The following is a 19,390-nucleotide window of genomic DNA, read 5'->3' as shown; positions in this document are numbered from 1 at the left end:
GGTTATACTTTCCTCGAAGACCTCATCATCCATATTCCACCACAAGGAAGTGATGCTTTATGACACGGACATTACCCGTTATCGCCCGTATCATCCTTGGTTTGATTTTGCTTGGAGCAGGCGTGAATGGCTACTTTGTCTTGTTTGGGTTTGAGCCTATTTTCCCCACCAGCCCTGCTGCCATGGAGCTTTTGCAAGGGTACTTGCTCGTCTTGGTCAAAACGGTCGAAATCATCTGTGGATTGCTCTTCCTGACCAACCGCTTCGTCCCACTGGCTCTAACCGCTACTGCTCCCCTTGCTGTCAACATCTTGACGTTCCACTTGTTTGTCGATCCCGATATGCTCGCTATGGGACTGATTGTCGCGATTTTGGAAGTGTATTTGCTGTGGAGCTATCGTCGTAGTTTTCGTCAGTTGATGACGATGTAGTCTAAATCGATTTATTCCATCGGTTGTGGTCGGGAGAAGTCCTGCCACATGTTTTCCAGTCGCCTTTTTCCTCTCTTCGTTCGGGCGGTCTCCTTCCAAACATGTGACAGGTCTTCCGTACAGCTGTGGATTCCTTCGAGTTTTTAAGGCGTTTTACAAGTTAACGCAGGGAAGCTATTAATAGTAATACATTTGAAAAACAATCCTCTTAGATCCACTTTCAACGAATTAACGAAAAGCTGCGTAGAAGAAGCGAATTTCCAGTCCAAGCGCCTCTGGAGCCCGCCCCAGCTTCGGAATAAATGGCGGGGAATTTCAGCTTCACTTATGATTAACCTCCCCGAAACTTCTACGTTTGAAGCGCTCCCGCCATTTATTCCGAAGCGGACAGTGATACCCCTCGCGGGGCGTAGGCCGAAGCGTAGACTGGAAATTCGCTTCTTCCCCCCACTACAGCAACGATAAAAAAGGCAAAAAGTTAGCCGGTACCAAGAGGTGTACCGGCTTTTGAAATATCAATCATCTTTTCGGTAAATTAATCTGCCACGATATCCCGTATCGATCTTGAACCCACCCGAACTTTTCACTGAATGGCAGTTGTCCAAGCGGCATGAGTACTTGTCCATCAGAGGAAAGCTGCTCAAAAACCCGATCAACCTCTTCCTCCGTGTCGCAATCGACAAACAACGATATTGCCGGAGTAAAAGCATGATAGTCACCGTTCGTATTGTCGATGCACATGAAGGTTTGGCCTTTTAACGTAAAAATGGCGTGTAAAACTTGTCCATCCTCATGATGCATGACTTGTTTGATTTCTGATCGATCAAAAATAGACGTGTAAAACTTCATCGCTTCTTCCGCTTTTCCATGGAACATAAAAAACGTCGTGATCGCTTGCATTGACAGTCACTCCTTTTCGTGAAGATAGCGTCTTCCTATTCTTTTCCTTATGTCCAATCAATAATCCGCCACTGTCCCTCTCTTCTTTGCTTTTGCAAAAGCGCTGTTGCCGTTTCCGCTAACAGAGCGATTCCTCTCTCAATCTTGGCAGCGTCTGTCTGGATGATGCTGATTCGCAGCCCATTTTCACGAGGGAAGGTAGGCAAATAGCTCTGGTTCGTTGAGAGGACTCGCACGTTTTGCTGGTGCAGCGCTGCGATGATGTCATGGGCGTCCAGCTCCTCTGGAAGGAGAATCCTCGAGAATATCCCTCCTGTTCCGATCTGTGCATGAAGCTGTGGTGGGAGATAACGCCGACAGCAATCCTCCAATGTCTTCATGCGCTGGTGATAACGCTCGCGAACAAGTGCAGCGTGATGGTCGTACATTCCGCAATTCAAATACAGCTCCAGCGCTGCCTGCGACAATACTGCCGTACTGGAGTCACACGATGCTTTAAACAGTCGGAATGTCTCCATTAAGGAAGGAGGCAGGACAACTGTGGCCAACCGAAGTCCAGGTAGCATGATCTTGGAAAAGCTCTTCACATACAACACACGACCTGATTGATCGTAGCTGTAGATCGGGTCTGCTTTCAGACTGGTTTCCATATCCGCCAGATAGTCATCCTCGACGATAAACACGTCGTAGCGCTGGGCCAGCTTGGCGATTTGCTTTTTTTGCTCCGTTGTATAGCTCATCCCCAATGGATTGTGAAAGCGGGGAACCGTGTAGAAAAACTTGATCTGGTTGTTGCGGAAATGCCGCTCCAGCTCATCCATATCGATACCTGTCGTAGTCCGCTGTATACCGAGAACCGTAACTCCCAGCATTTCAAGTGAGCGCAGCATCCCATGGTATGTAGGCTGTTCTACCAGCACCGCACTTTTCCCGTTCGGAAACGGCATAGAGGCGAGGAGATACAGCGCTTGCTGTGCACCGGAAACAACGCAAATCTGGGAAGGAGGAGCAAATACCTGTGAATGTGCGAGGTGGCTCTCCAATGACCGGCGCAAGGAAAAGAAGCCTTGGGGGTCTGAGTAAGAAAATAGCTGATCTTCGTATAATTCAATCGCGCGGTTTAAGCAATGCTGAAAATCCTTGAAGGGCAAGACCTCCGGATCAGGACTGACTGCCGTAAAATCAATCCGCTCCAAAGAAGCATTTGCTTTTTGAAGAGGGCGAAGTACGGCGTAATAACCGCTTTTGGGAACAGAATAGATCCAGTGCTCTTTCTCCAGCTCTTGATACGCCCGTATCGCTGTATTCATACTACAAGACCAACGTTCTGATATTGTGCGAATCGACGGCAGCTTCTCCCCTGGCTTGATCGTATTGGCGATAAGCTGCTCCTTGATGCTGTTTTTCACCACATCGTATTTATTCTTCATCCCGTCTACTCCTCCGCAATCTGTGTGGGTACAGATTCACTTTTCTCTCCTTTATGCGTCCTTGTCCCTTGAGTATAGTGAATCATGAGCATGCGAGTAAATATAATTACGGAGGGGTACAGATGGAGGTAAGACACGAAACGCTTCCTTATCAAATCAGTGATGAGAAGGATCTACTCGATAAAGAGCGCATCTACAGCTGGCTGTCGACTACGTACTGGGCATCTGAACGCTCGAAAGAAATAATCATGAATAGTATCGAAAACTCTCTTTGCTTCGGCCTTTATCATGAGGGTGGACAGGCTGGGTTCGTGCGCGTAGTCAGTGATTACGCAACGATTTCCTGGGTGTGCGATGTCTTCGTCCACCCAACGCATCGGGGAAGGGGATTGAGTAAATGGCTGATGGAAGTAATGGTGGAGCATCCGGCAATCCGGCATACAAGCATGATTCTTGCTACACGGGATGCTCACGGCTTATACGAGCAGTACGGCTTCACGCGAAGAGAAATGATGCGTAGACCTGTTATTGAGGCTTAGATTCACTTGCCTCACCTTTTGCGTCAAAGCTCGCTCCATAGGAAATGCGGTTAAGCTTGGCGATAATCCTCTGTTTGTTTTTCTCGTCCATCGGAGCAGGCTGACCGTTCGTGAGCTTTACTGGAATCACACGGCTCTTGCTCCCGTCTTTTGTAAACGTCAGCTGGACCATCATGGCTTCGCGACCTTTTGGATTGCGTGAGGTAGTAAACACAAAATTCCCGACGCTGTAGTAGATCGGCACCTTCTTGTAAAACTCGACACCCATGATCGAATGACTGTGCGATCCGACAATGGCATCAACACCGCTGTCGATCAGCTTTTTCGCCATCTCACGCGCATACGCTTCCGGATAATCCTTGTACTCCCGATTCCAGTGCATGACCGCAATCGTAATGTCCGACTCCGCCACCGCTTTTTTCACATAGGACAGCATCGGTTCATAGGAGTAGGCATGCGCGAGACCTGGCTTGTTTTTTCTCGCATACCACCGCTCGTTCGGAAGGACCCGGCTGATCCCGATGACCGCCACGCGTTTCCCCTTGATCGTTTGGATATAGGGAGCGAACGCCTCCTCTTCGTTTTTCCCCGCCCCTACGTAACCGATCTTCTCCTTTTTCAAATGCTCCATTGTGTCAGAGAGCGCATCCATCCCGTAATCCAGCGAATGATTATTCGCCAGGTTGACTACATCAAAGCCCGCATTTACGAGTCCCTTCAACGACTCTGGCTTCGCACGATACGTATATTCCTTTTTCTCCGGACGTCCCCGCGTACTGACTGGCGTCTCCAGATTGCCAATTGTCAAATCGGCCTGCTTGAGAAAATCCGCTGTTTTTTGAAACGGATAATCTACTCCATGTCGCCCGATTTGGGTCCCTACACTCTTATCCAAAATGATATCCCCGACAAACGCCACCTGAATCGTATCCTGCTCCTGCTGCTCACCTTCACCTTTACCGCTCGCTTGAACAGCGCGAGACTCAGCCCCTATCGCAACACACAGCATCAAAGCAGCTACCACAGCTATGCTCTGTTTCAATCGTCCGTTCTTCATGCCCCTCAGCCCATCTCTCTTTTTTTAGCTTCATTCTAGAAGGCACGAGATGTGAAGCCTGTTGAAGCATGTCTTCATGCGATGGAAATTTCTCGCCCAAAAGTGACGACCGTGCAAAACATGGCGGTTTAGGGCCTGCTTCTTTCGGACAAAAGATTCTATATTTTTATAAATGTCGATGTTTGCCGATAACAGATATAATGGACACATATCATTCTGAAGCATAGGACGGTAAAAACATGTTTCATCATTCCATACTGCTGAAAACAAAAACAGCAATGCCCGCCGTTCGGTCCAATAGCGTTCATAGGAGCCATCTGCTGCAAAAAATGGATGCTGGCTTGAAATGCCGCCTGACCACGTTATACGCCCCTGCTGGCTATGGAAAAACAACTCTGCTCAGTCAATGGGCTCATCTGTACGGCGGTACCACCGCATGGCTCTCACTCGATGAGCTGGATAATGACCTGACTCGTTTTTGGAGATACATCGTATTTACGTTATCTGAATCTGGCTTCGCAAAACTCTCCGAACGAATGGAACCCTCCATGAAGGCAACCAGTCATACCTCTATTTATCTCTTTATCGATTCATTACTCAACGAACTCGCTTCTACTTTAGAGCCTCTTGTTATCATTCTCGATGACTATCACGTCATTTCGGATGAGACGATTCACAACAGTCTTGCTTATTTTCTCGAATATGTATCGAGCCACGTCCATCTGTACATCGCCAGCCGCAACACGTTGCCTTTTTCTACTGTCAAATGGAATGTACGTCATGAAGTATGTCACATTGAGTCGGGACAGTTTCTTTTCAGTCTTGCAGAGACAGACAGTTTCTATCGGCAGATACACGATTTACCACTGACCGAACTTCAAATCAAACAGCTGGTGAACAGCACAGAGGGATGGGTAGCCGCTTTGCAACTCGCTGCTATTTCTCTCGTGAATACGGAGAACCGCGACCAGTTTTTTGCCGGATTTACAGGCTCTCATCGCAATATTTCGGAGTATTTATTTCATGAAGTAATCATGCGACTGCCAGAAGAGACGCGCTGCTTCTTACTCAAAACCTCCGTGCTGTCGCGAATGGACGCTCACGTGTGCCACGCACTGACCGGCCTGCCACATTGCCAACAAATGCTGACCCAATTGCATAGACAAAACATTTTTCTCATCCCACTGGATGATTACGGAACATGGTATCGGTACCATCACTTGTTTGCCGATTTTTTGCGCAGCCAATTGGAACTGTCAGCTCCCGGAGAATCACGAGAGCTGCACCGATTAGCCAGTGAGAGCTATACCGAGCGAGGATTGCTGAATGAAGCGATCGAACACGCGATTGCCTCTGCCGATTACACGCTTGCTGTACGCTTGCTTGCGCAGCATATTCCAGAGCTGATCCAACGCGGCGAATTTTCCAGCTTTCTGAGAACGCTGGACAGCATCCCTGATCACGCGAGCTATTTCTCACCACTTTTTCGCCTGATCTATGTGTTCCTCTTGGTTGCTTGCGGTCATACAGATCGTGCAGAGCTTGCCCTCACCCAATTGGAGCAAAGCATTGCGAGCCTAGAAGACTCGTCAGAGCATCAACAATTTTTGAGCGGGCTGTTTTTTGTTCGGGCAAATCTGGTGTTTGCAACCGGAGATTTTGAGAGTTGGATTGCCAGTTCATCTCAGTTGAATGGTGAGCTGCCAGAGAGTCCATTGTTTTACCATTTTAATTACAACACGACAGAGCCCTTTATTCGGCGTACGCGATTCGGGTTAAAAGGGATGCTGTCTGATCAAACAGAGGCTGTCGGCAAGCAGTTCTCTGGCATCCTCGAAGCTCATGGCTGGAAGGATTCCTTGATCAACCTGTACGTCGTTCAGGCGTTGGCAGAGGGGTTGTATGAGGAAAACAGGCTGGAAGAAAGCCTGGACCATCTTCAGCGAGTTCGTTTTGTCGCACTTCAAAAGCAAATACCTGGTCTGCTCGTCCCCTATGCACTGACATCCTCCAAGCACAAGCTGGTGGAAGGGAATTTTGCTGCGGCACGAAAAATTATTTCGGAGACAATAGAGACGGTCGCGAGCTGGGGCGTTTCGTATTGGTTCAACCCGTTACAAGCATTTCTCGCACACATCGCGTTACAGGAAGGGGACATCGTTCTGGCGAGAGCTGAGTTGTCCAAGCTACCCCCTTCCATTTTCAATCAGCCTAGCATTCAGAGAGAACTAGAGGTTTTGACCTATGTCCGTTTGTTGCTCGCCGAAAAGCAGGAGCAGGAAGCCTTGCGTATTTTAGCGATCATGAAGCCATCCAGCATTCGCGAGGAGCTATTGATCAGTCAGGTAGACATTGCTATTCTGCAAGCCCTTGCCCATCAGCAATGCGGCAACAAAAAGGAAGCGTTGGCACTCCTCCACGAAGCTCTCTTGATTGGCGGAAACAACTGCTACGTCCGTAGCTTTCTCGACGAGGGAACGGCCATGTCACAGCTCTTGCACGATTACCAATTACGCTTGAAAAAGCGATCCAAACAACCAAGTCCGTCAGTATCGGCTGCGTACGTCAATCAACTGTTATCTCTGTTCCCTATGAAAACGGAGAAAAGAAAAGCTCCTTTGATCGAGCCGCTAACCGGAAAGGAAATGATCATCCTCTCCATGCTGGCCCAAGGAGTATCCAACAAGGTGATCGCCGCTGAGCTAGGGAATACGCTCGGGACGGTCAAGGCGTACCTGCACCGGATATATGGCAAGCTCGGTGTCGCCAATCGTACGCAGGCTCTATTAAAAGCACAGGAAATTTCGTTGCTCGAAAATATTCCCGCTGACTAACGGATTGCTTTGAAAATGGGCTAGCTGCCTAGCCCGTTGTCTACTACCTGCCGTGTACTTTCATCTGTCAGCGCGGTTCCTTCTACTTCGGGGCCATCCGAATCGCTCCGTCCAGTCGTATCGTCTCTCCGTTCAACATCGGATTGGTCAGGATACCGTTCACAAGCATCGCGTACTCTCGCGGATCACCCATGCGAGCGGGAAAAGGAACGGTCGCACCCAGGGCATCTTTTACAGAGCGCGGGAGCTGGTCGAACATCGGCGTGTCAAATAGTCCAGGAGCAATTGCCATCACACGGATGCCATACGAAGCCAAGTCTCTTGCTAGCGGCAAGGTCATGCTGACGATTCCGCCTTTGGATGCGCTATAGGCAACTTGCCCCACCTGCCCTTCATACGCCGCCACCGATGCCGTGTTGATAATGACACCCCGCTCCCCCTGTTCATTTGGTTCGTTCCCTGCCATTTGCTCCACCGCCAGCCGAATGACATTAAACGTACCGATCAAATTGACAGAAATGACTTTACTGAAGGACTCTAGTGGATGGGGACCGCTTCGTGACAGTGTCTTTTGTGCCAAACCAATTCCTGCACAGTTAACCACGGCGTGAATCGTTCCGAATGTGCCAGCAGCCTGGTCGATTGCTTCCCGTACGCTAACCTCACTCATCACATCCGTATGCACGAACAAAGCATGGTCACTCCCCAGTTCATTCGCCAAAGCTTGCCCTTTCTCTACCGCCAGATCAAGAATGGCTACTTTTCCTCCGTGCTGAACCACATTCCTCACAGCGGCTTCTCCCAAGCCCGAGGCACCACCCGTTACAATGGCAACCACTTCCCGAATATCCAAGCCATTCTCTCCCTTCCCCTACGATTTCTTCTGCATTCGGAAAAAAGCACTGCAAGTTGGATACCAACCGAACCAGCCCTTGTCGCACTTGGTGTTTGCGATTGTTAGGCTGTCGGGACCTTCTCAAATACAGACAGATATGAGACATCTGTGTCCGGTCAAAGGACAGTTGTCAGTAAATAAAAGTGAAGAAGAAAGAAATCGGATGAAAGTGTCTTCCTCACTGACTCACTACGTCAGCCATAACGTTGTCGTGCTCGGCTTCCAGAGAGAACCGCTGGGGAGTGTCATGAGAAAAATCAGTGGGTAACCATTCAGCCAGTTCATCCGTCTGCTATATAGGAGAATTTTGCTAATCGTTCATACACCGTTTTCGAAGTAGTCAGACGAACTGGAGATGATCTCATGAGTCCTATCGTTTTTTTCAAAAAAGCTGTCCCCGCGAACGCAGAGCAGCTCACCCAAATTGCTATTCGTTGCTTCGCAGAAGACGTCCAAAAGTACGGAGAAGGGCCTGCCGGACATGACCAGCCTGACCAGCATGTGAAATTCATGCAAAAGGCCCATTACTATACGATCTTGCTAGATGACCAGATCGTTGGCGGTTTTTGCCTCATTCCAGTCGATCATGAGCATTTGGAGCTAGGGATCATCTATGTCGATCCGGATAAGCAAAACTTGCGCATCGGCAGCCAAACCATGCAGTTCATGGAGGCCGCATATCCACATATAAAGAAGTGGACGCTCGATACAGGCTATGAAGCCGTTCGCAACCAACACTTTTACGAGAAATGCGGTTACAAAAAAGTCGGCGAGACAGAGCCGAACGCAGCGAATGGTTTTTATAAAATCCGGTACGAAAAACGGATAACTAAATAGTTGAGAAAGGGAGAACAGCTTCAGGCCATTCTCCCTTTTTCTTTTCCCCACTCTTATTTTCGAATGCCCTTCTTGGTAGCTAATTCCAAGTAGTACGTCGTTTCTGCCTGTGTTTCCTTCGTAAAGGCTTCACTGGCCGCATATGCCGGCTCCACTTGGATTTCACTCAGCTTTTGCAAAAAGGCGGGGTCCTTCTCCATCTTGGCAATCGCTTCTTCCCATTTGCGGATCACCGACTCTGGCGTTCCTTTGGCAAAGGACACTCCCGTCCACCAAAATACCGACAAGCCCTGGATGCCCTGCTCGCCAGCAGTAGGGACGTCAGGCAGGAACGGACTTCTCTTGTCACCGGATACGGCGAGGATTTTGACCTTGCCTGCTTGCAGCATCGGCATGATCTCCCCCACGGTATGCACTGCCAAAATCGCATGCCCTCCAGCGACCTTGGGGACGGAATCGGAGGCGCCTTTGGTCACGATCATTCTCGTCTTGGAAAAATCAGCCCCGATCGCATCCAGCCACTCCGCCACCCCAAAAGCGGAAAACCCCGCAGGCCCTACAGATGTCCACGTCAACTGCTCCGGATTCGAACGCACCCACGCGGAAAATTCAGCGAAATCCTTCCAAGGTGCGTCGGCTTTGACAGCAAAAGCAAGCGTTCCTTTGCCAATCCGTGCTGTATAGATTTGATCCTCGTTCGTAATCGGCGGCGTCTTCATTCCTGCTGTCAGCATCGTCGTATTGGATACATTAACCGCAAGTGCGGTGTAGCCATCGTTTTTGGCCTGCTTTAAGGCATACTCGGCTCCTACCGCACCTCCACCACCCGCCTTGTTGACAACGACGATGGGCTGACCCCATTCCTTGCTCAAATAATCTGCTGCCGCTCTGGCTACGAGATCGACTCCGCCCCCGGCAGAATAAGGCACGATATACTCGACCTGCTTCGTCGGATACGTTGAATCAGCTGTGCCTTGATTCCCACATCCGCTAATACCTGCCGCCAGAAGCACCGAGAACATGACGGCCGCCCACTGTTTATACCCTCTCACTGACTCTTCCTCCCGTTTGTAGCTCACTCACGCTACATCTACTCCCCGAGCCCGCTCTTCTTGCAACCGTTGCTGTGTCCGGCGATTCAACATCATGGAGAAGATCAAAAGTGCTACTGCTGCCAGCAAAATGGTCAAGGATAAAGGGCGGGACAATACAATACTGAGATCACCCGAGCCCATCGCCATCGTTTGAATAAATGATTCTTCCAGAAGCGGTCCCAGAATGAAGCACAAAACCAACGGAACAACGGGCCATTTATACTTGGCAAATACGTAACCCAGTCCGCCAAAAAGAAAGGCGACCCACACATCGAACATACTGTTGCGCACACTGAATGCCCCAATCGTGCAGAACATCAAAATGATCGGCGCCATGATGCCATAAGGGACTCTCGTCAATTTGACCCACACCCATACCATCGGGAGGTTCAGCACGAGAAGCATCGCATTCCCGACGAACATGGAAGCGATAACCGTCCAAACAAAGCTCGCATTTTGTTCAAACAAGACAGGTCCTGGCGTCAATCCGTAGATCATCAAGCCTGCCAACAAAATGGCAAGTGGCGGTGAGGAGGGAATCCCTAGCGAAAACAGCGGGATGAAGCCCGCACTGCTGGTCGCATTATTCGCTGCTTCTGGTGCTGCTACCCCTTCGATCGTGCCCTGACCGAACTTCTCTGGATGCTTCGATATTTTTTTCTCCATATCGTAAGCCAAAAACGACGTAATCGCAGCCGAGCAGCCCGGCAGCAATCCGAGAAAAAAACCGACAAGCCCTCCCCTCAGCATAGGCGCGGCACTTACTTTCAAGTCTTCTTTTTTCGGATAGACACTGCCTGGCTTGCCAATCAGGGTAGCTGTACGCTTTTCATCAATTCCTTTGAGGACTTCCGTAATCGCAAACAGTCCGATAATGATGCTAATCATGTCAAAGCCGCCTACCAATGCGGGGACACCGTAATCGAAGCGCGGCATTCCTGAAGAAGGCCCCAGTCCAACAAGAGCGAGCGTATAGCCGAATGCCCCCATTAAAAACGATTTGACCAATGATCCTCCTGATAGACTGACCATGAGCGTGAGAGCCAGAATCATCAACGCAAAGTATTCAGGCGGCCCGAATTTTAACGCTTGATCTGCCAAAATCGGAGCGAAAAAGACGAGCCCGATCACCCCCAGTACCCCTGCACCAAACGAAGACAATGCGGATATCCCCAACGCCGGGCCGCCTCTCCCTTTTTTCGCGAGTGGATAGCCGTCCAGACATGTAGGGACAGACGACAGCTCCCCCGGAATATTGAGCAGGATCGCTGTAGTCGAGCCACCGTACATCGCGCCGTAATAGATGCCTGCCAGCATGATCATGCCTTGTGTCGGCTCTAGCACAGCCGTCACCGGAAGCAGAATCGCGATGGCAGAAGTGGGTCCGAGACCCGGCAATACGCCAACAAAGGTACCAATAAGGGCACCGAGTGCTGCCATGAGCAAATGCTCCGGGGTGAGGGCTGAAGCAAAACCAGCCAGTAATAATTGGAACGTCTCGATGATCAGCACCTCCTAAAAGTGCGTGTTAAATGAACCTCTAAAACAAGTCCCCGCCAGGTAGTGTGATATGCAGCGAGTAGATGAACACCACATACAGCCCCCCTGTCAAAAGGACGGAGTACACGATGGAGGTACGCCACCGATAGCTACCAATCAAAATAAAAAACGAAAAGGAGACAAGGAGCGTAGCCATTGTGTAGCCAATCGCACCTAACAGCCAGACATACAGCAGCAGGAATAAAAAGCAAAGTAGCAAACGCAGCCTGTTTCCTGGAAGAAGTGGTTCGGTCTTTGGTGATTGGGCTTCCTCTGTTACACGGAACGATTGAACCAGCAGAACACCTCCCAGCATAAAAAACAGTAAGCCGAGAATCGCAGGCAGCGTGTGATCACCTACGTACAAGGACGTCGAAAATGCCTCCATCCGGTAGGCCTCGAACGAGATGACAACCCCCATGACCATACTAAGAAGTGCACCGATAAAATCTGCCTGATTATCCGGGCGTCTCATGTGTATCACCTCAGCAAAAAAGCTACCATCAGCCTATGGCACATGCGCCCATTGTGTGCGGAAGCAGAAAAAAACTACCATCGCCAGTCCGAGTGGGACATAGCGAATGGTAGTGATCTACATTTCTATTTGATCGATTAGACGGATAATGGCGTGGGCGACTTTCGCTTCATACGTCTCGTTGCTTTCAAACTCGCTCCAAAGCTCTTTGACATCGTTGCTCGAGGTGACATCGTGGAGCATAAGCATTTTCAAAAGCTTCTCCATGTTGGCTTGATTGCGGATCAAATGCGGCTCCATCCGCTTGACCACCATCCATAATTTTTGTGAATTGACCATCGTCGTCGTCACCATCTGCATCCGCTACCTCCATACCAGTTATAACTATATATAACTAGTTATAATTAATTATAACGAATTACTCAAGTAAAACCTTACTGAGTTGCTTTCCAACTGCTGTGGATTTCTTCGTATATTCAAACCTTTTGTACGCTATAACAAATGCCCTCCAATCGGAGGGCATTGATGGTATTTTTCAGTATGTTGATGTTGCTTCTGTTAAAGAAAGATGATTACCAAGGCTCCGGCCAGCCATATTGGATAATCGGATTTGTTTGCTTGGCTGGTTGTTCTACTAAAACTGGTAATGTAATGAAGGCAGTTAACATACACAAAGACAATATCCATTTCTTCATGACCTATACCTCCTGTTTGGATCTATGATTACTTCCATTATACACATTTTCCAATTTATGGAGTATACCAAAAGGAAGATTTTTTTTCTGTGACACATAGAATTCAAAAAGAACGCTAAGACTCTTATCCGCTTGTTTTATCTCATTGATTGCGCGATAGTAATTCACGCTTTCCACAAGACTATCAATCCCTAAGTCTACTTCATTTTTTTGAATGTAAAAGATGCCCTTCGTTCGAAAATAAAGTCCCATTTGATTGTATTGATTCGGAGTAGTTAGATTCTGTGGCAAGATAGATGCTTCTGCCAAAAATAGATCACGGATTTTCTCTTCTTCTCCTACCTGAATATAAATCTCCAACAAATCATTCGCTATCGCAATCTTGTCATCTTGTGTTTGTTGCGCAAGACACTCTTGTAATACCGGAATGGCCTTATCAAACTTCCCTGTCTTTCCGTATAGTTTCCCCCGAATATGTCTGGCATGTTTATGTACTTCGGGATAATCGAACATTTCGTATCTCTCCAGATAAAAATGCCCCAATGTGTAGTCTTCCAGCTCAAAATAGGAAATGATGATCGCAAGGATCGCTGCTGCTTTTTGCTCACTCTGACTATGGTCGATTTCAAGTCCTTGTTTACACAGATGAATACAATCTGAGTAGAATCCAAGACGTAATGCATGGAAGGAAAATTTATAGAAAGCCAGAATTCGTTCATTGATATGCAGATAGGACGTGTAGTGCAATAGCTCCTTACCCTCTACATAGGTTTGATCCAATTGACTTAGATTTTCACGTCGAATCATATATCGTTGGAAAAGAGATCTTGCCAGATACAGAGGAATTCCATGCTCACGTGAGTAGTCAGAGATCACGTCATAAAGAGCCAAACGCAGCTCTTCATCCACTTCAGCTCCTGCGGTTTGATACAAATAGTCTAAAGAAAGAAATGTATTGCTTTTGGGACAATTCAGCAATTGCAAAGCTACTTTGTGGGTAAGAACCAGATTCTTCTGTTGCATCACAGCCTCTAATAGAAACTGAAGTGTCGCTTCGCGCTTGATTTTATGTAAAAAGGGTACGATCGCTGTATAAAGTGGAATATCCAGTACTTTTGCCAGTTTTATTACATGCTGCATATTTGGTAGAGTAAGGGTATCGGACTCTATCTTACTAATGGTTCCAGAAGCTACACCTGTTCTTTCTGATAACTCAGTCAGTGTTAAGTTTGCTCTATTTCGATATGCTCGTAACATGCCCCCAAAGGTCTTCCCCTCTGAAATCACAGCAAATACACCCTCCTGATTATTCCTTTTTATGGATATAATAGCACAATAATACACGGATGATATAATCGATTTGAATCATTTTTTAAATAGATTACACTTTTTACTAGAGTGAAGGAAGGAGAAAAATGGAAAACCGCATTTACAAATAAAAAGCTGTCGCCTAGTCCATGCTCGAGAAAAGCATAGCCTGACAACAGCTTCACATATCCTTCGATTACTCCATCGTCAAAACAACGCGACCATTGATTTGACCTTTTTCCAGACGCTCTAACACTTCGTTGATCTGATCCAAAGGTTGTGTCTCGATGATCGCACGAACCTTTCCGCGTGCTGCAAAATCAAGCGCTTCTTGCATATCCTTGCGCGTCCCCACGATAGAGCCTTTTACCGTCACTCCGTTTAACACCGTATCAAAAATCGGGATCGGCAGCTCTGCATTCGGCAACCCAACAACTACAAGGGAACCGCCGCGTCGAACCGATTTATAGGCTTGTTCAAACGCCTTCTTGGTGACTGCTACACTGATCGCCCCGTGGACACCGCCCACCTGCTCTTGAATGGATTGGACCGGATCAACCTCACTGCCGTTTACTGTCACATCTGCCCCTAGTTCTTTTGCCAAGTCCAGCTTTTCCTTGTGAATATCGACCGCTACGACGTTGTAGCCCATCGCTTTGGCATATTGGAGAGCCACATGACCCAAGCCCCCGATGCCGTAGATCGCCACCCATTCACCCGGCTTCACGTTTGCTACCTTCAATGCTTTATACGTGGTTACCCCTGCGCACAGGATCGGCGCTGCTTCTACATCGCCCAGCTCGTCTGGAATGCGTGCCACGTAAGCAGCAGGTGCTACGCAATATTCGGCATAGGCACCATCAGCAGAATAGCCCCCGTTTAACTGCTGCATGCACAGCGTCTCCCAGCCTGTGAGGCAGTAATCGCATTCGCCGCAAGCAGAGAATAACCACGGAATCCCTACCCGATCACCAATCTTCAGCGAGGTCACTCCTTCCCCCAGCTTTTCAACAACACCTACGCCCTCATGTCCAGGAATCAGAGGCAGCTTTGGTTTCACCGGCCAATCTCCATGTGCCGCATGCAGGTCGGTATGGCAGACACCGCATGTCTTGATTTTGACCAGAACCTCACCGTGTCCGACCTCTGGAATTGCGACTTCCTTTACTTCCAGCTTTTGATGGAACTCGTTGACAACTGCTGCTTTCATCTTGACCTTCCTCCTCTTTTTTCCCCTTCAGGCATGTGCGCAAAGGGCAGGTGTTCTTCCCTACTCCTACCTAACTGCAAGCAGCGTGCCAAGATGAAAGCGCTTAATAATTCAGTCATGAAGCCATTTCTTTTCCTCTACGCAGCCGATTATGTGGCACATGAGCCGAAAAAACGGCCCACCTGCCAACCTTTTGGCCGAAAAAGGGTATTCCTCTTTGCCTGCGGTATTACTACGTAGTGGGAAAAAGGGGGAGAACGCATGCAAATATCCAAGTTCATGACGCCGGAAATTATATTCGGGAATCAGTCGCTCGGTCAGGTAGGGGAAAGCTTGCGCAGATTGGGGGCTTCTCGTGTCTTTCTGGTCAGTGATCCGGGCGTTGCGAACGCAGGCTGGGTCGAGCGGATCATCTCTTATTTGCAGCAGCAAAGGCTCGACTACCATCTATGGACCAACGTGACAGCCAATCCGAAAGACTACGAGATTCATGCCGGGATTGCCGAATATCGCGCCAAGGAATGCAATGCTATTCTCGGTGTCGGCGGAGGCAGTGCCATCGATGCAGCCAAGGCAATCGCTCTATTGGCTACCAATGAAGGCAGCATCGTCCAATATGAAGGCGTCGACAATATCCTGCATCCTCTTCCTCCCATGGTGATGGTACCGACGACAGCTGGCTCCGGGTCGGAGGTTTCGCAATTTTCCATCATCGTAGACAGTGCGCGTAAGGTGAAAATGGCGATCATCTCCAAATCGCTCATTCCCGATATTGCCATCATCGACCCGCAAACCTTGATGACCAAGGACAAGCTGCTCACTGCCAATACAGGTATAGATGTTCTGACACATGCCATTGAATCGTATATTTCGCTCGCTGCGACGCCGCTTACTGAGGTGCATTCGCTTCAAGCCATGCGTCTCATCGCCCAGCATCTGCGCCCGTCTGTAGCCAGTCAATACAATACAGAGGCCAAGCAAGCGATGGCCATGGCGAGCCTTCAAGCCGGAATCGCTTTTTCCAACGCCATTCTCGGTGCTGTGCATGCCATGTCCCATCAGCTCGGGGGATTCCTCGACGCTCCGCATGGCGAGGTAAACGCCATCCTGCTCCCCCATGTGCTGGAGTACAACTACATCGCGGCACCGGAAAAATACAGGCAAATCGCAGAATGCCTCGGTGAAAACACTGCGGGCTTGAGCACCCACGCCGCCTCTCGTCTCACACTCAAAGCGGTCAAGGAGCTGGTAAGCGATCTGGAGGTGCCTCAATCCTTGTCAGCCATCGGGCTGCATCCAGACCAAATCGACCTGCTCAGCTCTCTCGCCGTGCTGGACGTGTGCATGACGACCAATCCTCGCGACATGACCGTCCACGATGTCGCAGCGTTATTTCGCCAAGCCTTGTAGGAGGTTCATCATGCATACCAAACAAGAGATTTTAGAGAAATTGACCGGGATTCAATCCTCTCGAAAAAGCTATTACAGCGAGCTCGTCTATCTCATCGAGGAGATGAAAAAGAAAAACAAGCAGCTCGCCGTCATCAATCAGCTGACACAAATCCAGATTAGCGCGACTTGGCCGCAAACGACCAGTTATATCGCCGCACAGCTATCGCAAATTCTCGTATTCGAGCATTTTGCCTTGACCATCGTGAAGGGAGGCATGCTCTCCTCCTATCTCGCCAAATGGAATGATGGTGATTGGCAATGCCATACGTTGACACACCCCGTCTCTGTGGAAGCCCCAGCGCTCACCGGGCAGGTTCATTTGACCCTTGGGGAATTGCTTCCTGAGCATTACGCCACCTCTGTTCCGTTGCGCAGTCAGTTGAATCAGACCTTTGGCTTTCTCACCCTTTTACGTCAAGAAAAGCAGCAAACAGATCGGGACGAAGCAGAGCTGATCCAGCTCGTCGCCAGCCATGTCGGGGTCGTCGTAGAAAACAGTCTGCTCTTTCAAGATGTGAATGAAAAGATCAAAATCGAAGCTCAGCTCATCCAATCTGCCAAAATGGCTGCGATTGGCGAAATGGCTGCTGGCATTGCCCATGAGCTGAACAGTCCACTTACTGCCATCCTCGGCAATTCTCAGCTGCTCATGCGCGAGATGACGGATGCTCCAGAGGCTCCCTTGATGAAAGACATCTATCAATGCGGAGTTCGCTGCAAAAAAATCATTCAAAACCTGCTCACCTTCTCGCGCCAGGAAGAGTACTTGTTTTCTACTACCTCTATTGACGAAGTAGTAGAGGACGTACTGGGACTGATTGGCTACCAGCTGTCTGTCTCCGGCTTGACCATAACCCGGGAAATGACCGAGCCGCCTCTTTTATTTCATGGAAGTCGTCATCAGATCGAGCAAATTGTGATCAATCTCCTGTTAAATGCACGGGACGCTGTGGCAGGCAGGGAATCGCCGAACATTGTCATTCGCTCCTTCCTCGTACAAGAGGAGGAAAATTCTTATGTAGGTTTATCTGTTTACGATAACGGCACGGGCATTTGTGCAGATCACCTTTCGCAAATTTTCCTACCCTTCTACTCTACGAAGGAACGAACAAAAGGTACTGGTCTTGGGCTTTCCGTCAGCCTCGGAATTGCAGAAGCACATGGCGGGAAGCTGTTTGCAGAAAGTGTGGAGGGAGAGTACAGCAGGTTTACGATGCTATTGCCACTGTTAGCTGACGAGGAGGACAACGATGGAGAAAAAACGGATTTTGATCGTGGATGATGAAACAGAGGTCACTACCTTTTTTACCTATTTTCTCAGGAAAAAAGACTGCGATGTCATCGTCGCCAACTCCGGCAAGGACGTGGAACGATTGCTTCACACGGATGCTACAGGCTATCACGCTGCACTCGTTGACCTGAAGCTACCCGATGCAGACGGATTAACCCTGCTCAAACAAATCAAGACAGTATTTCCCACCTGCGAGGTCTTGCTCATGACGGGCTACAGTACGATTAAATCAGCAGTTACAGCGATGCAATGGGGCGCACGCGACTACTTGGAGAAGCCATTTGACGATCTGGACAGTCTGGAGCAGGTGATCAATGCAGTCCTCTCTTCTTCCAACAAACAAAGTGATCACCTATCCCAAGAAGCCGCCCAATATGGTATCGTGTATTCATCTGACAGTCCGATGGCCAATGTATGCGCAATTGCCAAAAAATTAGCAAAAAAGGCGATCCACATCCTTATTGAAGGCGAAACAGGTACGGGCAAGGAGCTCATAGCTCGCTTTCTCCACGGGGCAAGCAATCGCGCCCAGCAGCCTTTTGTCGCTTTTAACTGCGGGGCAGTGCCGGAGTCCTTGCTGGAAAGTGAGCTGTTCGGCTATGAAAAGGGGGCTTTTACGGGAGCGCTCAAGTCTCGCAAGGGCTTGTTCGAGCTGGCACATAACGGAACCCTGTTTCTCGACGAAATCGGGGAGGCGCCGCCTTCCATTCAAGTAAAGCTATTGCGTACGCTGGAGACGGGAGAGTTCATGCGCATCGGGGGCGAGCAGATCGGTCAGAGCAATATTCGCTTCCTTTCTGCCACCAACCGCGATCTGGAGCATGAAGTCGAGATGAATCGTTTCCGCAGTGACCTGTTATATCGTCTAGAGGGAATCAAGCTATCGATTCCTCCGCTGCGAGAACGAATTCAGGATATCCCCACAATCGCTCACTACTACTTGCAAAAGCGAAGTGGCGGGCCTTGCGAAATCGACCAGGATGCCATTGAGCTATTGCAGCGCTATGATTGGCCCGGCAATGTCCGCCAGCTGATCAATGTGCTGAATCAAACGATCGCCCTGCATGAATGCGAGCGGCTTCGTGCCGAGCACTTGCCAGCGCATTTGCGAAGCCGCGCGGTACAAATGCACAAGCCCTCCATTCCCAAAAGCATCGAGCAAGTCATCGATGACGAATGCGAGCGCTTTGTTGATACCATCAGCCGTCTTGTCACATCTGTGGACGGGATCGACTTCGATTATTTGATCAAGCGCATCAAGCAGCTCGAAGGCGAGATTGGACGAACGATTATCGAAAAGGGCTTGACCGAAACGAATGGAAACAGACAGCTGTTAAGCAAAAAATTAAACATCACCAAACGGACGATCCGCTACATTTTGAACGAAAAAGCGTAACGTCTGC

Annotated in this window: 18 protein-coding genes; 7 read left to right on the top strand and 11 right to left on the bottom strand. The window is 49.1% G+C overall.

The window, feature by feature from the left end:
* Positions 1–59: 59 nt before the first annotated feature.
* Entirely contained in the window at positions 60–431 is a 372-nt protein-coding gene (locus AB1L17_RS17800; RefSeq protein ID WP_412845884.1) for a hypothetical protein, read from the top strand.
* 519 nt (positions 432–950) lie between these two features.
* On the opposite strand, the gene AB1L17_RS17795 is transcribed toward AB1L17_RS17800, so the two are convergent.
* On the bottom strand, positions 951–1,331 hold the full coding sequence (locus AB1L17_RS17795) for a VOC family protein (protein ID WP_412845885.1): 381 nt from the start codon (positions 1,329–1,331) through the stop codon (positions 951–953).
* Between the two features lie 47 nt (positions 1,332–1,378).
* Complete coding sequence (locus AB1L17_RS17790) at positions 1,379–2,761, bottom strand: aminotransferase-like domain-containing protein (protein WP_412845886.1); 1,383 nt, start codon at positions 2,759–2,761, stop codon at positions 1,379–1,381.
* 122 nt (positions 2,762–2,883) lie between these two features.
* Between AB1L17_RS17790 and AB1L17_RS17785 the strand changes: the two genes are divergently transcribed.
* Positions 2,884–3,300 carry a GNAT family N-acetyltransferase gene (locus AB1L17_RS17785; protein WP_412845887.1) on the top strand — a complete coding sequence of 139 codons (417 nt, stop codon included), beginning with the start codon at positions 2,884–2,886 and terminating at the stop codon, positions 3,298–3,300.
* Here the strand turns inward: AB1L17_RS17785 and AB1L17_RS17780 are convergent.
* Positions 3,287–4,357, bottom strand: coding sequence for a CapA family protein (locus tag AB1L17_RS17780; RefSeq protein WP_412845888.1), 1,071 nt, complete (start codon positions 4,355–4,357; stop codon positions 3,287–3,289). The two genes, AB1L17_RS17785 and AB1L17_RS17780, sit on opposite strands and share 14 nt — an antisense overlap.
* 239 nt (positions 4,358–4,596) lie before the next feature.
* Here AB1L17_RS17780 and AB1L17_RS17775 point away from each other — a divergent pair, with 239 nt between their 5' ends.
* Positions 4,597–7,191 (top strand): winged helix-turn-helix domain-containing protein, encoded by a 2,595-nt coding sequence (locus AB1L17_RS17775; RefSeq protein WP_412845889.1) that lies wholly within the window; start codon positions 4,597–4,599, stop codon positions 7,189–7,191.
* Positions 7,192–7,273: 82 nt separating this feature from the next.
* Here the strand turns inward: AB1L17_RS17775 and AB1L17_RS17770 are convergent, their stop codons facing one another.
* Positions 7,274–8,044: a 3-hydroxyacyl-CoA dehydrogenase gene (locus AB1L17_RS17770; protein ID WP_412845890.1), complete on the bottom strand. Its 771-nt coding sequence runs from the start codon at positions 8,042–8,044 to the stop codon at positions 7,274–7,276.
* A 405-nt stretch (positions 8,045–8,449) separates the two neighbouring features.
* Here AB1L17_RS17770 and AB1L17_RS17765 point away from each other — a divergent pair, with 405 nt between their 5' ends.
* On the top strand, positions 8,450–8,923 hold the full coding sequence (locus tag AB1L17_RS17765; protein WP_412845891.1) for a GNAT family N-acetyltransferase: 474 nt from the start codon (positions 8,450–8,452) through the stop codon (positions 8,921–8,923).
* A 53-nt stretch (positions 8,924–8,976) separates the two neighbouring features.
* Here AB1L17_RS17765 and AB1L17_RS17760 read toward each other — a convergent pair whose 3' ends face one another.
* The 7 genes from AB1L17_RS17760 to adhP form a co-directional block, all read right to left on the bottom strand.
* Entirely contained in the window at positions 8,977–9,945 is a 969-nt protein-coding gene (locus AB1L17_RS17760) for a tripartite tricarboxylate transporter substrate binding protein (RefSeq protein WP_412846017.1), read from the bottom strand.
* Between the two features lie 57 nt (positions 9,946–10,002).
* A complete protein-coding gene (locus AB1L17_RS17755; protein WP_412845892.1) occupies positions 10,003–11,529 on the bottom strand; it encodes a tripartite tricarboxylate transporter permease in 1,527 nt (508 codons plus the stop codon).
* Positions 11,530–11,557: 28 nt separating this feature from the next.
* Positions 11,558–12,031: a tripartite tricarboxylate transporter TctB family protein gene (locus AB1L17_RS17750; RefSeq protein ID WP_412845893.1), complete on the bottom strand. Its 474-nt coding sequence runs from the start codon at positions 12,029–12,031 to the stop codon at positions 11,558–11,560.
* 117 nt (positions 12,032–12,148) lie between these two features.
* Entirely contained in the window at positions 12,149–12,391 is a 243-nt protein-coding gene (locus tag AB1L17_RS17745) for an HD domain-containing protein (protein WP_412845894.1), read from the bottom strand.
* Between the two features lie 212 nt (positions 12,392–12,603).
* Entirely contained in the window at positions 12,604–12,726 is a 123-nt protein-coding gene (locus tag AB1L17_RS17740) for a hypothetical protein (protein WP_412845895.1), read from the bottom strand.
* 3 nt (positions 12,727–12,729) lie between these two features.
* Entirely contained in the window at positions 12,730–14,013 is a 1,284-nt protein-coding gene (locus AB1L17_RS17735) for a helix-turn-helix domain-containing protein (protein WP_412845896.1), read from the bottom strand.
* Positions 14,014–14,230: 217 nt separating this feature from the next.
* Complete coding sequence (adhP, locus tag AB1L17_RS17730; RefSeq protein ID WP_412845897.1) at positions 14,231–15,244, bottom strand: alcohol dehydrogenase AdhP; 1,014 nt, start codon at positions 15,242–15,244, stop codon at positions 14,231–14,233.
* A 261-nt stretch (positions 15,245–15,505) separates the two neighbouring features.
* On the opposite strand from adhP, the gene AB1L17_RS17725 reads away from it, so the two are divergent.
* The 3 genes from AB1L17_RS17725 to AB1L17_RS17715 are packed head-to-tail and all read left to right on the top strand — an operon-like array spanning position 15,506 to position 19,383.
* Positions 15,506–16,654, top strand: coding sequence for an iron-containing alcohol dehydrogenase (locus AB1L17_RS17725; RefSeq protein ID WP_412845898.1), 1,149 nt, complete (start codon positions 15,506–15,508; stop codon positions 16,652–16,654).
* A gap of 10 nt (positions 16,655–16,664) precedes the next feature.
* A complete protein-coding gene (locus AB1L17_RS17720) occupies positions 16,665–17,978 on the top strand; it encodes a sensor histidine kinase (RefSeq protein WP_412845899.1) in 1,314 nt (437 codons plus the stop codon).
* Positions 17,947–19,383 carry a sigma-54-dependent transcriptional regulator gene (locus tag AB1L17_RS17715; RefSeq protein WP_412845900.1) on the top strand — a complete coding sequence of 479 codons (1,437 nt, stop codon included), beginning with the start codon at positions 17,947–17,949 and terminating at the stop codon, positions 19,381–19,383. The genes AB1L17_RS17720 and AB1L17_RS17715 overlap by 32 nt, the downstream gene beginning before the upstream one ends.
* The last annotated feature ends 7 nt before the right edge of the window (positions 19,384–19,390 follow it).

It is taken from the genome of Brevibacillus jepli (assembly GCF_047229145.1).
GTDB lineage: Bacteria > Bacillota > Bacilli > Brevibacillales > Brevibacillaceae > Brevibacillus.
Note: the sequence above shows the minus strand (reverse complement) of the source record. Positions and strands in the feature narration are given on the sequence as shown.

Bases quoted from the DNA above. Each gene is read 5' to 3' on its own strand.
- AB1L17_RS17800 (WP_412845884.1), top strand. From the start codon at position 60: ATGACACGGACATTACCCGTTATCGCCCGTATCATCCTTGGTTTGATT.
- AB1L17_RS17795 (WP_412845885.1), bottom strand. From the start codon at position 1,331: ATGCAAGCGATCACGACGTTTTTTATGTTCCATGGAAAAGCGGAAGAA.
- AB1L17_RS17790 (WP_412845886.1), bottom strand. From the start codon at position 2,761: ATGAAGAATAAATACGATGTGGTGAAAAACAGCATCAAGGAGCAGCTT.
- AB1L17_RS17785 (WP_412845887.1), top strand. From the start codon at position 2,884: ATGGAGGTAAGACACGAAACGCTTCCTTATCAAATCAGTGATGAGAAG.
- AB1L17_RS17780 (WP_412845888.1), bottom strand. From the start codon at position 4,357: ATGAAGAACGGACGATTGAAACAGAGCATAGCTGTGGTAGCTGCTTTG.
- AB1L17_RS17775 (WP_412845889.1), top strand. From the start codon at position 4,597: ATGTTTCATCATTCCATACTGCTGAAAACAAAAACAGCAATGCCCGCC.
- AB1L17_RS17765 (WP_412845891.1), top strand. From the start codon at position 8,450: ATGAGTCCTATCGTTTTTTTCAAAAAAGCTGTCCCCGCGAACGCAGAG.
- AB1L17_RS17760 (WP_412846017.1), bottom strand. From the start codon at position 9,945: ATGTTCTCGGTGCTTCTGGCGGCAGGTATTAGCGGATGTGGGAATCAA.
- AB1L17_RS17750 (WP_412845893.1), bottom strand. From the start codon at position 12,031: ATGAGACGCCCGGATAATCAGGCAGATTTTATCGGTGCACTTCTTAGT.
- AB1L17_RS17745 (WP_412845894.1), bottom strand. From the start codon at position 12,391: ATGCAGATGGTGACGACGACGATGGTCAATTCACAAAAATTATGGATG.
- AB1L17_RS17740 (WP_412845895.1), bottom strand. From the start codon at position 12,726: ATGAAGAAATGGATATTGTCTTTGTGTATGTTAACTGCCTTCATTACA.
- adhP (WP_412845897.1), bottom strand. From the start codon at position 15,244: ATGAAAGCAGCAGTTGTCAACGAGTTCCATCAAAAGCTGGAAGTAAAG.
- AB1L17_RS17725 (WP_412845898.1), top strand. From the start codon at position 15,506: ATGCAAATATCCAAGTTCATGACGCCGGAAATTATATTCGGGAATCAG.
- AB1L17_RS17720 (WP_412845899.1), top strand. From the start codon at position 16,665: ATGCATACCAAACAAGAGATTTTAGAGAAATTGACCGGGATTCAATCC.
- AB1L17_RS17715 (WP_412845900.1), top strand. From the start codon at position 17,947: ATGGAGAAAAAACGGATTTTGATCGTGGATGATGAAACAGAGGTCACT.